Source organism: Amycolatopsis sp. NPDC051758 (assembly GCF_044453095.1).
Classification (GTDB): domain Bacteria; phylum Actinomycetota; class Actinomycetes; order Mycobacteriales; family Pseudonocardiaceae; genus Amycolatopsis.
Genome location: NZ_JBITCJ010000007.1, coordinates 126,406 through 141,033 on the forward strand (window position 1 = coordinate 126,406; position 14,628 = coordinate 141,033).

Annotated in this window: 12 protein-coding genes and 2 pseudogenes; 7 read left to right on the forward strand and 7 right to left on the reverse strand. The window is 72.2% G+C overall.

Going from position 1 to position 14,628, the window contains the following annotated elements:
• The first annotated feature begins 25 nt into the window (after positions 1-25).
• From ACIA5G_RS30975 to ACIA5G_RS31000, 6 genes are all read left to right on the forward strand, one after another.
• Positions 26-289 carry a hypothetical protein gene (locus tag ACIA5G_RS30975; protein WP_395929535.1) on the forward strand — a complete coding sequence of 88 codons (264 nt, stop codon included), beginning with the start codon at positions 26-28 and terminating at the stop codon, positions 287-289.
• A gap of 44 nt (positions 290-333) precedes the next feature.
• Positions 334-654 (forward strand): DUF6292 family protein, encoded by a 321-nt coding sequence (locus ACIA5G_RS30980; protein ID WP_395929537.1) that lies wholly within the window; start codon positions 334-336, stop codon positions 652-654.
• A 5-nt stretch (positions 655-659) separates the two neighbouring features.
• Positions 660-1,655 (forward strand): Acg family FMN-binding oxidoreductase, encoded by a 996-nt coding sequence (locus ACIA5G_RS30985; RefSeq protein ID WP_395929539.1) that lies wholly within the window; start codon positions 660-662, stop codon positions 1,653-1,655.
• Between the two features lie 68 nt (positions 1,656-1,723).
• Positions 1,724-2,857, forward strand: a complete 1,134-nt coding sequence (locus ACIA5G_RS30990) for a nitroreductase/quinone reductase family protein (protein WP_395929542.1) — start codon at positions 1,724-1,726, stop codon at positions 2,855-2,857.
• 64 nt (positions 2,858-2,921) lie between these two features.
• Positions 2,922-3,782, forward strand: a complete 861-nt coding sequence (locus ACIA5G_RS30995) for an alpha/beta fold hydrolase (protein WP_395929544.1) — start codon at positions 2,922-2,924, stop codon at positions 3,780-3,782.
• Between the two features lie 223 nt (positions 3,783-4,005).
• On the forward strand, positions 4,006-5,757 hold the full coding sequence (locus tag ACIA5G_RS31000; protein ID WP_395929546.1) for a GAF domain-containing protein: 1,752 nt from the start codon (positions 4,006-4,008) through the stop codon (positions 5,755-5,757).
• 281 nt (positions 5,758-6,038) lie between these two features.
• Here ACIA5G_RS31000 and ACIA5G_RS31005 read toward each other — a convergent pair whose 3' ends face one another.
• The 5 genes and pseudogenes from ACIA5G_RS31005 to ACIA5G_RS31025 all read right to left on the reverse strand — a co-directional run bounded on the left by ACIA5G_RS31005 (position 6,039) and on the right by ACIA5G_RS31025 (position 12,126).
• On the reverse strand, positions 6,039-6,785 hold the full coding sequence (locus tag ACIA5G_RS31005; RefSeq protein ID WP_395929548.1) for an ANTAR domain-containing response regulator: 747 nt from the start codon (positions 6,783-6,785) through the stop codon (positions 6,039-6,041).
• A 144-nt stretch (positions 6,786-6,929) separates the two neighbouring features.
• Positions 6,930-8,294, reverse strand: coding sequence for a dipeptidase (locus tag ACIA5G_RS31010; protein WP_395929550.1), 1,365 nt, complete (start codon positions 8,292-8,294; stop codon positions 6,930-6,932).
• Between the two features lie 5 nt (positions 8,295-8,299).
• The gene (locus ACIA5G_RS31015) at positions 8,300-8,746 is read right to left on the reverse strand and encodes a hypothetical protein (protein WP_395929552.1); all 447 of its coding nucleotides are present in this window, start codon (positions 8,744-8,746) and stop codon (positions 8,300-8,302) included.
• Positions 8,743-10,221: an APC family permease gene (locus tag ACIA5G_RS31020; protein WP_395929554.1), complete on the reverse strand. Its 1,479-nt coding sequence runs from the start codon at positions 10,219-10,221 to the stop codon at positions 8,743-8,745. The genes ACIA5G_RS31015 and ACIA5G_RS31020 overlap by 4 nt, the downstream gene beginning before the upstream one ends.
• A 91-nt stretch (positions 10,222-10,312) precedes the next feature.
• A pseudogene (locus tag ACIA5G_RS31025) lies at positions 10,313-12,126 on the reverse strand (glycoside hydrolase family 15 protein).
• A gap of 139 nt (positions 12,127-12,265) precedes the next feature.
• On the opposite strand from ACIA5G_RS31025, the gene ACIA5G_RS31030 reads away from it, so the two are divergent.
• Entirely contained in the window at positions 12,266-13,666 is a 1,401-nt protein-coding gene (locus ACIA5G_RS31030) for an MFS transporter (protein WP_395929556.1), read from the forward strand.
• A gap of 90 nt (positions 13,667-13,756) precedes the next feature.
• Here ACIA5G_RS31030 and ACIA5G_RS31035 read toward each other — a convergent pair.
• Positions 13,757-13,996: pseudogene (locus ACIA5G_RS31035) on the reverse strand (potassium channel family protein); the annotation flags it as partial.
• Positions 13,997-14,175: 179 nt separating this feature from the next.
• Positions 14,176-14,580 carry a PLDc N-terminal domain-containing protein gene (locus ACIA5G_RS31040; protein WP_395929558.1) on the reverse strand — a complete coding sequence of 135 codons (405 nt, stop codon included), beginning with the start codon at positions 14,578-14,580 and terminating at the stop codon, positions 14,176-14,178.
• Positions 14,581-14,628: the final 48 nt, after the last annotated feature.

Sequence of the window (14,628 nt, forward strand, 5' to 3'; positions counted from 1 at the left end):
ATGGCGTCATCGGAAGGAACACGCCGTGGACGAACCGGCGATCCACGCGGACCTGACCGTGACCGAGGCGCTGCGCCACTTCGCCGCGGTGCTCGGCACCCGCCCGTCCGATGTGGACCGGATGATCGCCGGGACCGGCCTGGAAAGCTCGGCCGGTCGTGGCCCACGGGGCCGGTGCCGGCGGACCTCCTGCGGGCGCTGCGGCGTCCAGGTGACAAAAGTCCTTCCCCTGGAGGCCGAACGACGCCATCCCCGAAGGCGGCGGGCTCGTACCGTCGGAGCCAGGTGAGCGCCGGTCCGCCGTGGCCGGTGAACGTCCCGAGACGAGGGAAGGTGATTCCCCTGCTGACCGGCATCGACCGTGACCACGGTCTGCGGCCCGGGCTGACGGGTTACCTGGCCGCGGTGAGCTCCGCGGTCGGCGTGGGCGTGGAGTCCTGCACCGTCGACCTCGACGCTCCCTCGTCGGCGTACGGTGCGCTGGACCCGCGGTTGCCGCGGCACCCGGACCGGGACCTGGCCCAGCTGTGGGACGAACACCGCGGCTGGTCGCCGGCCATGGAGACCCACTCCGGTGAAGACCTGCCGGTGCTCGCGTACCTCGGCGGCGACCTGTGGACCGCGAGCCCTCCGCTCCTGCACCGGACCGGGTGACCGCGATGTCCACTGTGGAAAGCAAGGCTTGGACGGCGGCCGAGACCGAAGTGCTCGTCCGGTCGATGATGCGGGCGCCCTCGGTGCACAACACTCAGCCCTGGGTGCTCGAGGTCACCCCTGGAGAGCTGCGGGTGCGTGAACGAGCCGAACCGGCCTTGCCCCACCACGACCCGGACGGCCGCGACCGCGCGGCGTCCTGCGGTGCCGCGGTGGCCAACCTCGAGCTCGCGGCCCGGATCCTGGGCCGGTCGGCGGAGGTCGTGTTCCGCCCCGACGACCGGCAGCCGGACCTGGTGGCGCGGATCGATGTCGGCGCCGAGGCCGAACCCACCGTCGACGAACTCCGTCGTTACGGCGCGATCAGCCGCCGGGCCAGCCATCGCGCGCCCTTCGAGGGGATCGCCGTGCCACCGCCGGTGGTGCGCAGGATCGCCGAAGCGGGCGGCGCGCCCGGGGTGGAAGCGCGACCCGTCCGGGCCGGCCGGGAAGTCGCTGTGGTCGCCCGGTTGCTGCGCTTCGCCGCCGAGAGCTTCCGGTCCGACGGTGGTTACCAGCGCGAGCTGTCCCTCTGGACCATCCGGGACGAACGTGCCCACCAGCACGGCGTCGGCCTCCCCGCCGGCCGTATCCCGGCGGGCTCGGTGCCGTGGGCGGGTCTGGTGCGCCGGGCCACGGAGATCCCGGAGACGGCCGAACTCGAGCGCCGGCTCGCCGCCGAGACACTGCTCGTCTTCGTCACCGCGGACGACGCGGGTGCCGACCACATCCGAGCCGGCTACGCGATGGAACGGGCCTGGCTCGCCGCCGTCGACCTCGGGCTGGCGGCCGCCGTGCTGACACAGCCCCTGCACCTGGAGCCGGTGCGGTCCGCGCTGTGCGAGGACCTCGGGCTCACCGGCTTCCCCCAGGCACTCCTGCGCATCGGCTACGCCACGGAGGCCGACCCGCGCTCGCCGCGCCGGGCCGTCGAAGAAGTGCTGCGCGGCGAGTCCTGTTGAGGCAACGGACCTTCGGCCGGCCACCACGTCGCCGGCGCTGAGGTTCTCCCACGACGAAAGGTGCGCTCATGACGGATCGCTTGCTCGACACCGATGAACGCCGGGAACTCACCGGCGAAGACCTGCTGATCGACCGGTTCCTGCCCCGGTTCGACGTGACCTTGATCGAACACGTCGTCGCCGACGCGGACATCGCCGAGACCTGGCGTGCGTTGCGGGACCTGGACGTGCTGCGGGTCCACTCGCCCCTGATGGACGCGGCCATGCGCGCCCGGGGCGTGCCGGAAGCGCTCGCCCGGCGGTTCCGGGGAGCGGCGCCGGCCGAGCCGCCCGCCGAGCTGAAACTGTTCGGCGGGAAAGTCGCGCTGCCCGGCTGGCTGCCGCTGGGGGAGACGCCCGGACGCGAGGTCGTCCTGGGCGCCGTCGGGCGGTTCTGGCAGCCCGACATCCAGTGGTACGACGTCGGCGCGATGACGCCGGCGGAGTTCACGGCGTTCGCCGAACCGGGCTGGGGCCGGATCGCCGCCGGGTTCTCGCTGCGGCCCTACGGCCCCGCCCGCACCCTGGTCACCTACGAAGCCCGGACCGCCACCGCCGACCCCGCGTCGGCGCGCCGGTTCGCGCGTTACTGGTGGCTGGTGCGGCCGTTCGTGCGCGTCGTGATGCAGGCGGCCCTGCGCACGATCCGCCAGGACGCCGAAGCGCTCGACGACGGCCGGCCCGCGCCGGTCACGGACGGTCCGCTGCACCGGTGGACCCGCCGGCAGTACCAGGGCGCCCGGCCGCACGGTGTGGCCCGGCTGATGAACCGCTCGGCCGCACTCGCCTACGCGGCCGGCGTCTTGCCCCACCGGGCCGTGACGCTGGAGGTCCCGGGCCGCCGCAGTGGCCGGCCGGTCTCGGTCCCTCTTGTGGTCGCTGATCACGAAGGCGAGCGCTACCTGGTTGCGATGCTCGGCGAACGGACCCAGTGGGTGCGCAACGTCCAAGCCGCGGACGGCCACGTGGTGCTCCGCCACGGACGGCGCGAAGCCGTCCGGCTCGAAGAAGTGCCGCCGGCCGAGCGTCCGCCGATCCTGCGCCGCTACCTCGCCGTCGCGCCCGGGGCCCGGGCCCACATCCCGGTCGACCGGCACGCCCCCGTCGAGGACTTCGCCCCGGTCGCGGCCGGCCTGCCGGTCTTCCGGATCGTCGCGGAGTGAACGAGCGGCTCTGGGGGCGGCCGGACCGTGGACGACGCCCGGGCCGCCGGATCACACTTGCGCGATGGCGACCGTGTACAAGAACCCCCGTGGCCGGCGCGCGGTCCGGCAGTGGTGTTCGGACGCCCTGTCGCGAGCCGGCTTCCCGCTCACGACCGCGACGCTGAACACCAGCGCCGGCCGAGTGGCGCTCACCACTGCCGGATCCGGTGAGCCGCGAGTCGTCCTCGTTCCCGGCACCGGGTTCAACGCCGCGGTCGCCCTGCCGTGGTTGCGGGCCCTGTCCGGCTGCTGGACGACCACGGTCGTGGATCTGCCGGGGCAGCCCGGGCTGAGCGACCCGCGCCGGCCTCGCCGCGCCCGGCTTTCCTGGTACGGCAGGCTGCTGGACGAGATCCTGACCGCCATGGACGTCGACGGCGCGGTGCTGGTGGGAAACTCCCTGGGGGCAGCCGTGGTGCTCGCGGCGGGCTCACCCCGGATCGCGGCGCGGGCGCTGGTTTCGCCGGCGGGCATCATCCGGCTCGGCGTCGACCCCGAACTTGCCCTGGTTTCGGCCGGGTGGCTGCTGCGGCCCACGGCCGGCCGCACTCGCCGCATGCTCCGGCTGTTCGTCGGTCCGGGGGAGGAGCCGCCGCAGACCGAGGTCGAGTGGATGGCGCTGATGGCTGCTTGCTGCCGCACGACGCTTTCCCCGCCGCCCCTGCCGGCCGAGCTGCTGGCCCGTCGCGCCGAACTGCCTTGTGCCGTCGGGGTGGGGGAGCACGACCGGTTCCTGCCACCCCGGCGGCTGGCTCCGGCCGTGCGCCGGACCATGGCCCTCGATCTCCGGGTCTTTCCCGGCGCCGGCCACCTGACCACCCCGGCCCACCTCGACGAGGTGGTGACCCTGATCGCCGAGGTCGCCGATCCGCGCACCCGCTGAGCCGGCGCCGACGTGGTCATGCTCGGCATCGCCGCCCGCTCCGGCTCGTGGCTGCGTTGTTTCGTCTTGGCGTGACCGCGCTCGTGGAGGTCACAGTCGAGTTCCCTTGCCCGGTGAAGCGGCGTAGGTTGAAGACGTGGCCGGTTCCCCGGCTCATCAGTGCTGGTGACGTCGGTCCAGACCCCCGCTGACGCGAGATCAGTCAACGGGATGCGAGCAGGACATGAGCAAGATCCCCGCTTCCGGTGTGCAGAATGGTCAGCGGTTGGACGATTTCGGGCCGCTGGCGTTGCCGTTCGCGGAGCTGCCGCGGATGGAGCTTGAGAAGCTCCTGGGCGACGTCGCGGCCCGCGCGCAGGACGTGCTGGCGACCCAGGGGCGGCTTCGGACGTTGCTGCGCGCCCACGCCATGGTCGCCAGTGATCTGAGCCTGCAGGTCGTGCTGCAGCACATCGTGACCGCGGCCAGCGAGCTGGTCGAGTCCCGCTATGCGGCGTTGGGCGTGATCGGCGAGCACGGGCTGCTGGACGAGTTCGTCCACACCGGGATGGCCGCCGAGCTGATCGAGCGCATCGGTGAACTGCCGCAGGGCCGGGGGATCCTGGGGCTGCTGACCCGCCGGGCGGAGCCGATCCGGTTGACCGATCTGAACGCCCATCCCGACGCGGCGGGCTTCCCGCCGGACCACCCGCCGATGGACAGTTTCCTCGGGGTGCCGGTCCGGATCCGTGATCGGATCTTCGGCAACCTCTACCTCACCGGCAGCCTGAACGGGGAGTTCAGCGCCGAAGACGAGCAACTGGCGGTGGCGCTGGCGGCGACGGCCGGCGTGGCGATCGACAACGCACGCCGGTTCGCCGAGTCCGAGCAACGTCGCACGTGGCTCACGGCCTCCACGGAAATCACCCAGCGCCTGTTCGCCGGGGACGACGCCCGGCCGCTCGACCTGGTGCTGCGTCACGCCCAGGACGGCGCGTCCGCCGATTTCGCGACGCTGGCCCTGGTCACGGAGACCGGCCGGGTGGAGGTCACCGCGGCGATCGGGGTGCTGGCCGAACACGTGCTCGGCACCGTGGTGGACCTGGACGGCAGTCTCGCCGGGCAGGTCGTGCGGTCCGGGGTCCCGAGCCTGACCGCCGACTACGCCGCCGCCGGTTTTGCCGACCTTCCGGTGCCGATCGGGTCGGTCGTCGTGGTTCCGCTGTCCGCCGGCGAGCGTGTCATGGGCGTGCTGAGCGTGGGGCGGCTGGCCGGGCGGCGCGGGTTCACCGAAGCGGACATGGGGCATCTCGCCGGGTTCGCCAGCCATGCCGGGGTCGCGATCGAGCTCCAGCGCGTCCGCGTCGACCAGCAGGCGGTGCGCATCGTTGATGAGCACGATCGGATCGGGTCCTCGCTCAACGAGCACGTGAGCGGGAAACTCCACGCGGTCGCGACCGGGCTGCAGGGCCTGGCCAGCGCGAGCACCCGCCCGGCGGTGCGCGAGCGGCTCAAGTCCTACATCGCGGTCCTCGACGACACGATCGGGCGCATCCAGGCCACCGTCTACGACCTCGATCCGCACTCGCCCGAGACGGAGAACCTGCGCGAGCGGCTCCTGACGGTGATCGACACCGCGGGGTCGGTGCTCGGGTTCGACGTGGAGACCAGCTTCACCGGGAGCCTGGCGGCGATCCCGCTGACGATCGTCGACGACGCGGTGGTGATCGTCGAGGACGCACTGTCGGAGATCACCCGGCAGGCCGACGCCACCGCTGTCGAGGTCCAGATCAGCATCGTGTCGGAGCTGCTCACCCTCGATGTGGTCGACAACGGCGTCAAGCCGGCTGCTGCGCCGGCGTCGAGCGGGTGCCGGAGCGGCGCGGGCACGCTCGGGAGCAGCACCGCCGCGGACGGCAGCACCCACCTGACCTGGACCGTCCCCCTGCCGCGGGGCGAGGACCAACCCGTCGGCGTCGGTGCCTTCCGGCCCTAGCGGGAGCTGTCGAGCTGGTCGTGCTGGGGACTGGGTGCCGGGTTACTGGCGGCTCGCCGGGGTGCGGTGACTTTTCTCGTGTTCGGGCCGGTGATGGTGCTCCCGGCGGTGGCTGCCGGGGTGCCGAGTACCGGCCGGTGCAGTTTCGGAGTTGATCCGTGTTCAAAGTTCACGAGAGCTGGGTATTCGCAGCTCTGAGTCCCTCCGTGCTTGGCGGGATTCGTCGATGGCGTCGGTTCAGCAGCGAGCCGGCGCCATCGTCGGCCACGGCAGTGGGGCGCTCATGGCCGGTCCGGGGCGGCCAAGGCCGAGGTGACGAAGTCCTGGGCGACCTCGCGTAGCTTCACGTTCTGCTCCTGCGACGCATTGACGAGCAGCTCGAAGGCGTCGTCGGCCGGGATGCGGTGCAGGGCCATCAGGATGCCCTTCGCCTGGTCGATCACGGCGCGGGAGGTCAGCGCCGCGGACAGCTGTGCCGTGGTCTCGCGGGCGGCTTGGTGCCGGCGGGCGCTGCGCAGCGCGGCCTCGGCGGCGGTGGTGTACAGCTCCAGCAGCGCGGCGTCGAGAGCGCCGAAGCTGTTGCCGCCGGTGTCGTACAGGTTGAGCGAACCGTGGTATTCACGGTCGACGAACAGTGGTGCGCACAGGTAGCCGAGCACGGCGGACTCGGCCGCGGCGGCGGCGAACTCGGGCCACTGCTGTGCCGCCTCGGCCACCTTGACCCGCTGGAGCTCGCCGGTCCGGGCGGCTTCGAGGCAGGGCCCTTGCCCGGCCTCGTACTGGGCTTGGTCGATGCGGTGCGCGCTGTCCCCGGTGGCGGTGGCCGTGTAGGGGGCGCCGTCGCGCAGCAGGGTGATGCTGGCGATTTCCGCGTCCGGCACGGCGTGCACGACCTGCTGGCACACTCGCTGCAGAACCACGGACAGCTCCTCTTCGTCCTCGAAGGTGCCGGCCAGGCGCTCCAGGGCGGAGGTGACGTCGTCCACTCTCCGCGCGGCGTCCCGCTCGTCAAGCAGCTTTTTGTCCATGTTGTGCTCCCTCGGGTCGACGCGCCAGGCCTTGACCAGGTTTCCGGAGACAACAGTAAGCGTCGCCGAGTGGTCCGGCAGAGCTGGCCCGAGGGGAACAGCTCCGCGGCAACGTCCTTGTTGGACACCTTCAGGAAACGCAACTCACCGTCCGGGGATTCGCCGTCCGCCGGAGGGGGCGCCATATTCGCGCAGGAACAGCGCTTCGGTCAGGGCCATGGCCGCGATCTCCTGGGGTGCGACGCTTTCGTTGGGCGCATGGATGAGTGCCTGTGGTTCCTCGACGCCGATGAGCAGGATCTCGGCGTCGGGGTACGTCTCGGCCAGGACCGTGCACAGCGGGATCGAACCGCCTTGGCCGAGCCGGCCCATCGGGCGGTCGTACGCGGTTCGCATGGCCTTGGCCATCGCGTCGTACGCCGGGCCTTCGGTCGCCGGGCGGAACGGGTGGCCGGTGGCCTCGATCTCGACCGACACGTGCACGCCCCACGGTGTTTCCGCGATCAGGTGCTCCGTCAGGGCGCGCGCCGCGTCGGGTGGCTCGACGCCGGGTGGGATCCGGAGGTTCAGCCTGGCCCGGGCGCGCGGGGTGATGGCGGCCGCGGACCCGGCGACCGGTGGGCAGTCGATGCCGAGCACCGTCAGCGCCGGGCGCGCCCACAGCGTGTCCGCCGGTTCGCCGCCGCCGAGCAGGACGGCGCCGGGGGACAGCCCCGCGTCCGCGCGGAACTGTGCCTCCGGGTAAGGGGCGCCGGACCAGCGGCCGTCGCCGGGCAGGCCGTGGATGGTGGTGGTGCCCGCGTCATCGCGCAGGGTGGCGAGCAGCACCACCAGCGCGGCCAGCGCGTCCGGGGCCGGACCGCCGAACATGCCGGAATGCAGTTCGGACGGCAGCGCTTCGACGGAGACGACCGCGTTGACCATGCCGCGCAGGCTGACCGTGACGGCGGGCTGCCCGACCGCGATGTTCCCGGTGTCGGCCACCAGGATCGCGTCCGCCCGCAGGAGGTCGGCGTGCTCCGGGACGAACGCCTCCAGACCGCCGGTGCCTTGCTCTTCCGAGCCTTCCACGACCAGCTTGAGGTGGACGGGCAGGTCGTCGCCGAGCGCGCGCAACGCGGTGAGGTGCGCGAGGATGTTGCCCTTGCAGTCGGCCGCGCCGCGCCCGTACCAGCGTCCGTCCACTTCGGTCAGCCGGAACGGCGGCGTCCGCCACTCGTCTTCCGCGAGCGGTGGCTGGACGTCGTAGTGCGCGTAGAGCAGCACCGTCGGCGCCGCGGCCCGGCCGCACGGCCGGGATCCGACCACCGCCTGGCTGCCGTCCGGGGTGTCGGCGAGGCCGGTGCCGAAGCCGGCTTCGGCGAACGCGTCGGCCACCCAGGTGGCGGCGCGCCGGCACTCCGCGGGCGGGAACTGCCGCGGGTCCGCGACGGAACGGATCGCGACGAGGTCCGCGAGTTCTTCGCGCACTCGCGGCATGAGCTCGTCCACCCGATGCCGGAGGTCCATCGCGCTCACCCGCCTGCCCCGTCGGCGAAGCCCAGCCCGCTGACGTACTCCTGGAAGCCGGCGAGCTTCCCCGGGCAGTAGACCTCGATGACGAGCAGCTGCGCTCGCACCACCGTGTCAGACGCGAGCACCGGGCGCGTCCCGGGCCCGCCGGCGCCGTTGGTGATCCCGGCGTCGCTCGTCGCGCGAGCGAGTGCGGCGGCGGGATCGACGCAGATCGAGCCGCCGTCCGTGCCGAGCAGCCGGACGAGCTGGTCCCGTGACGGCGCCCGCGCGCCCTCCTGGGTGAGCCGGGTGACGAGCCGGTCGGCCTTCGCCTCGGCTTCGGCGGTCGCCCGCGCGGAGCGAAAGAGCACGTAACCGGCCACGAGCAACCCGCCGAGGACGACGCCCACGACGAGGTAGACGAGCATCCGCTGCGTCCGGGTCGATCGTTCGTCCACTGTGGTCACGACGCACTCACCTCCGGTTGCCGCCACGACGGTTTGCGCAGGCGGTAGAGCAGGAACGGCACCACCAGGCCGAGGCCGAGCGCGCCGCCCGCCACGATCCCGAGGTACACCCACGGGTTGCCCGAGCCGAACTGCGACGGTGGGACGAACCCGACCAGCAGCGCGGCCAGCGACGCGCAGAACCCGACCCCGCACAGGCCGAGCAGCATCGGCGCGCGGTAGCCGCGCGGGTGCCCGGGGTGCTTGCGCCGCAACCGCACCGCCGCGACGAACATCAGCAGGTACATGATCAGGTACACCTGGGTGGTGATCACCGAGAAGATCCAGTACGCGCTCGAGACGTCCGGGATGAACGCGTAACACAGGGCGATCAGCGTGGTGACCGCGCCCTGGGTGACCAGGATGTTCCGCTGCACGCCCTGCTTGTTGAGCCGCTGCAGGAACGGCGGCAGGTAACCCTCCTGCCGGGAGATCAGCAGCAGGCCCTTCGACGGCCCGGCCAGCCAGGTCAGCATCCCGCCGAGCGAGGCCAGCACGAGCATGACGCCGATCAGCGGTGTCAGCCACTGGATGCCGAAGGTGCCGAAGACCGCGTCGAAGGCCTGCATCACCCCGGCCGTGAGCGAGAGCTGGTCGGCGGGGATGATCCAGCTGATCGCGAGGGCGGGCAAGATGAAGATGAGCAGCACGAGCCCCATCGACACGAACATGGCGCGCGGGAACTCCTTGCCCGGCTTGCGCAGCGAGGACACGTGCACCGCGTTCATCTCCATGCCCGAGTAGGACAGGAAGTTGTTGACGATCAGGACGAGGCTCGCCAGCCCCGCCCACGCGGGCAGCAGGTGGCCGGCCGACATCGGCGCCGCGGAGGAGTGCCCCTGGGCCAGGAACACGATGCCGAGGACCACCAGCAGCGCGCCGGGGAGCAGCGTCCCGAGGACGAGCCCGCCGCCGGCGAGCCCGGCCACGCCCTTGGTGCCGCGGGAGGAGATCCAGACCCCCGACCAGTACGCGACCACGATGACGGCGGCCGTCCACCACCCGTTGCTCGCCAGGCTGGGGTCGAAGACGTAGGCGAGCGTGCTCGCGACGTACCCGAGCAGGCTCGGGTAGTAGAAGATCGTCATCGCGAACTGGCACCAGACCGCGAGGAACCCCATCGGCTTGGAGATCCCGAGCGCCACCCAGTTGTAGACCCCGCCCGGCCAGCCCGACGCCAGCTCGGCGGAGACCAGCGACGTCGGCAGCAGGAACACGATCGCCGGGACGACGTAGAGGAAGACGGCCGCGAGACCGTACACGGCCATCGTCGGCGACGGGCGCAGGCTCGCGACGGAACTGGTCGTCATGAGCGCGAGCGCGATCCAGGAGATCCACGCCGCGGCGGGCGGTTTTGTGTGCCGCGCACCTCCGGCGGGCGGCGGCGAGGCGCCCGCCGTGTCCGGGGATTCGTGCGGTCGGTCGGTCGTGGTCATGGGTCGGCCTCCCGGGCTCGCCTCGACGGGTGCTTCATCGTGTTCCGTGCCGGTCCCGCCCGGGTCACCCGTGGCGGGCGAGACCGGTCCGTCAGCCGAGCGCGGCATCGAGGGTGACCGCGGCGTCGATGAGGGCGAGGTGGGTGAAGGCCTGCGGGAAGTTGCCGAGCTGCTCGCCGGTCGGGGCGATCTCTTCGGCATACAGGCCGACGTGGTTGGCGTAGGTCAGCATCTTCTCGAACGCCGTGCGGGCTTCCTCCAGCCGGCCGGCACGGGCCAGCGCGTCGACGTAGGCGAAGCTGCACAAGGAGAACGTGCCCTCGGAGCCGGCCAGGCCGTCCGGCGACGCGTCCGTGTCGTAGCGGTAGACCAGGCTGTCGGTGACCAGGCCGGCCCGGATGGCGTCGAGCGTCGACAGCCACAGTGGATCGTCGGCCGGGAGGAAACCGGTGCGGGGCATGCGAAGCAGGGCCGCGTCCAGCTCTTCGCCGGTGTAGTGCTGGACGAAGGCGTTGCGCGCCTGGTGCCAGCCGCGGCTGATGATCTGCCCGTGGATGGTGTCGCGCTGCCAGGCCCAGTCCTCGACCGGAGCGGGCCGTCCGTGCGCGGCGGCCAGCCGGATGCCGCGGTCGAAGGCGACCCAGCTCATCAACCGGCCGTAGGTGAACGACTTGCGCCGCCCCGGATCTCCCAGATGCCTTCTTCGGCCTGGTCCCAGTGCTCGCCGAGCCAATCCAGCGCCGCCCGCAGGGCGGTCCAGCCCTGGTGGGGTAGCTCGAACCCCGCGCGGTCGGCGGCGAAAACGCTGTCGAGGGCTTCGCCGTAGATGTCGAGCTGCAGCTGCCCGGCGGCGTTGTTGCCGATCCGGACGGGACTCGCGCCGCGGTGCCCGGACCAGTGCGCGAGGCTTTCTTCCTGCAGGTCCGACGTACCGTCCACGCGGTACAGCACGGCGAGCGGTCCGCCGGTCCCACCCCTGCCTTCCCGGATGCGGTCGCCGAGCCAGTTCCCGAACCGGGCGGCCTCTTCGGTGAACCCGAGTGCCAGCAAGGCCGAAACCGAGAACGAGGCATCCCGGACCCAGGTGTAGCGGTAGTCCCAGTTGCGTTCGCCGCCGAGCTGCTCGGGCAGCCCGAGCGTGGGCGCGGCGACCAGGCCGCCGGTCGGCGCGTAGGTGAGCAGCTTGAGGGTGATCGCCGAGCGGGTCACGATCTCCCGCCAGCGCCCGCGGTAGGTCGAGCGGGCCAGCCAGGTGCGCCACCAGTTCACGGTGGTGTCGAACAGTTCCGTGAATTCGGCGACGCGGATCTCCCGCGGTGGCTCCACCGCATCGGTCTCGAGCACGACCCCGCGGACCTGGCCCGCGGTCAGGGTGAGCCGCAGGTGCACGTCACCACCTTCGACGCGCGCGTCGGCGAGGTGTTCGTCGCCGGGCTCGCGCACCACGTGCAGCACCAGGGACGTGTCGCGCGCGATGAACACGGCCCCGTTCGCGACGAGCATCGCCTGGTGCGGACGGCGGCCGTAGTCGAACCGGGGCGCGACCACCACGTCGAACGCCATCCGGCCGCGGACGCAGCGCACGAGCCGGGCGATCCGGTGCTCGGTGGTGGCAGTGGTGCCGGCGGGCGGCATGAAGTCGACCACCTCGCCGATGCCGTCCGGCCCGGAGAACCGGGTGATCAGCACCGCGGTGTCCGGGTGGTACATCTGCGAGCTCGCGCAGGCGCCGGCCGGGCGGATGCGGAACCGGCCGCCTCGCTCGTCGTCGAGCAGGGCGCCGAAGACCGAGGGCGAATCGAACCGCGGGGTGCAGAACCAGTCGATCGACCCGTCGGTCGTCACCAGCGCGGCGGTCTGCAGATCGCCGATCAGGGCGTGCTCGGCGATCGTGGTCTCGGTCATGGTTCCTCCAACGGCGGCGCGGGTCCGGTCGACTGCACCGTCGCCGCAGCGGGCCGGGGTTGCCTCATCCACGGGAGGTGAGGTGGCCCGGTCGCGGCCGGGCCACCGTGTGCGGCATCCCGATGAGGAAGGCCCGCCGATGATCGTGCTGCCCCTGGCCCTCGCCCAGTTCGTCGCGAGTTACGCGGCGACCACCATGACCGTGGCCGTCAGCGACATCGCCGCGGACCTCGGCACGACCGTGATCGGCGTGCAGACGGCGATCACGGTCTTCACCCTCACCATGGCGTCGCTCATGGTCCCGGGCAGCAAGCTGAGCGACCTGCTGGGCCGCAAGCGCTGCTTCCTGGCCGGGCTGGCCGTCTACGGCGCCGGCGCGCTGCTGGCTTCGTTCGCGCACGGGCCGGGACTGCTGATCTTCGGTTATTCGCTGCTGGAGGGGATCGGGTCGGCGCTGATGATCCCGCCGATCTACATCCTGGTCACCGTGACCAGCCCGGACCTCACGAGCCGGGCCCGCGCCTTCGGCATCGTCAGCGGAGCGGGTGCGCTCGGGGCCGCGGCCGGGCCGCTCCTCGGCGGCCTGGTCACGACGTGGCTGGGGTGGCGCGCGTCCTTCCTCCTGCAGGTGCTGCTGGTCGGCCTGATCGTCCTGCTGGCGGTGCGGGTCACCGAGCCGCCCGCACCGCCCCGCGCCAAGCACTTCGACGTCGCCGGCGCGGTCCTTTCGGCGGCCGGCCTGTTCTTCGTCGTCTTCGGCGTGCTGCAGGCGGGCACGTACGGCTGGCTCGTCTCACGGGCGGACTTCGCCGTCGGCGGGGTGGTTTTGCTGCGGGCCGGCGGGATCTCGCCGGTGTGGCTGTTCGCCGGTGCCGGGGCCGGGCTCCTCGCCGTCTTCTTCGCGCACGTCCGCGCCCGTGAGCGGGCGGGCCGGGAGCCGCTGGTGCCGGCCGGTCTCTTCCGCGACCGCGTCACCGGGCTCGGGCTGCTCACCCAGCACGTCCAGTGGCTCGTCCTGCAGGGCTCGTTCTTCGTGGTGGCGGTCTTCCTGCAGCAGGTGCGCGGCTACGACGCGATCGAGACGGGGCTGATGCTGACCCCCGCGACGATCGGCATCCTGGGAGCCTCGGCGGCCGCGGGACGGCTGGCGCGGCGGCACTCCCAGCGTGGCCTCGTCCGGGCCGGTTTCGTCCTCACCGTCGCGGGCCTGGTCCTCGTGCTCCTCCTGGTCCGGGCCGGCTCCGGCGTGGCGAGTGCGGTTCCCGGGCTGTTCCTGCTCGGCGGCGGCGTCGGGATCATGCTGACGGCGTCGGTGAACCTGGTGCAGTCCCGCTTCCCGGACTCCGCGCAGGGCGACATCTCCGGGGTGTCGCGCAGCGCGTCCAACCTCGGCTCGTCGGTGGGGACGGCGCTGGCCGGTTCCGTCCTGGCCGGGACGCCGCACCTCGGCGGCCGGTCCTTCGCGCTGGCGCTGGTGACCCTGGGCGTCGTGGCGGTGGCCGGGCTGGTCGCGGCCCTGCTGCTGCCGTCGCCGGACTGAACCGCCGGTCGTGGCCGAGCGCCGGTGCCGCACCGCGGTCAGGATCACGCGCAGCACCACGCCCAGCACGACCAGGTCCGCGACCATCTGGATGGTCACCAGCACCCGGGCGGCGGCCGAAACCGGCGTGATGTCACCGAAGCCCACCGTCGTGAAGACCGTGACGGTGAAGTACAGCGCGTCGGTCCGCGTCAAGCTTGTGCCGAAGGAGCCGGGACGGCCGTGAGCGAGCACGTAGTAGCCGTCGGCGAACAGCAGCAGGAACAGCGGGACGATGAGGGCGAGGGCCTGCACCCCCTGCCACGCGGGGAACGGCGAGCGGAGGATCATCCGCACCTCGCCGACGACCAGCAGGACCACGACGGCGAGACCGGCGGTGAAGACGGCCGCCGTCCACGGCCGCAGCGCCTGGTCGACCGGGAGCAGGTAGTAGAGGCAGACCAGCGCCGTGGCCGTGCACAACGGCCGCAGCACCGCGAGGTGGGCGAACCGCCACCGCCGCGCCGCGGTCAACGCGCGAGGGCTTTCTGCTTGAGCGCGTGGAACTCGGCGTCGTTGATGACGCCGTCGTCCAGCAGCCGCCGGGCTTCGGCGATCTGCGCCGCGCTCGTGGTGTCCGAAGTGGACACCGAGCGCACGTAGCTGTCGAACTGGTGCTGCATCGCCGCATCTCGGGCCCGCCGCCGCTCGACGAGGTGCCTGCCCTGGACGCCCAGGTAGAGCAGGACGCCGAGGATCGGCAGCACGATCACCAGCACCGTCCAGCCGGCCTTGGCCCAGCCGGAGGTGTCGGTGCGGCGGTAGAGGTCGCCCAGGGCCACGAACAGCAGGCTGAACCAGGCGACCCAACCGAAGAACACGAGCATCGTCGCCATGAGATCGAGGAACGGGTACTCCGCGCTCGCCAGGACCATGACATCTCCTCACCAGGGGATCGGGGCCGGGCACGCCGGAGCGTGCCC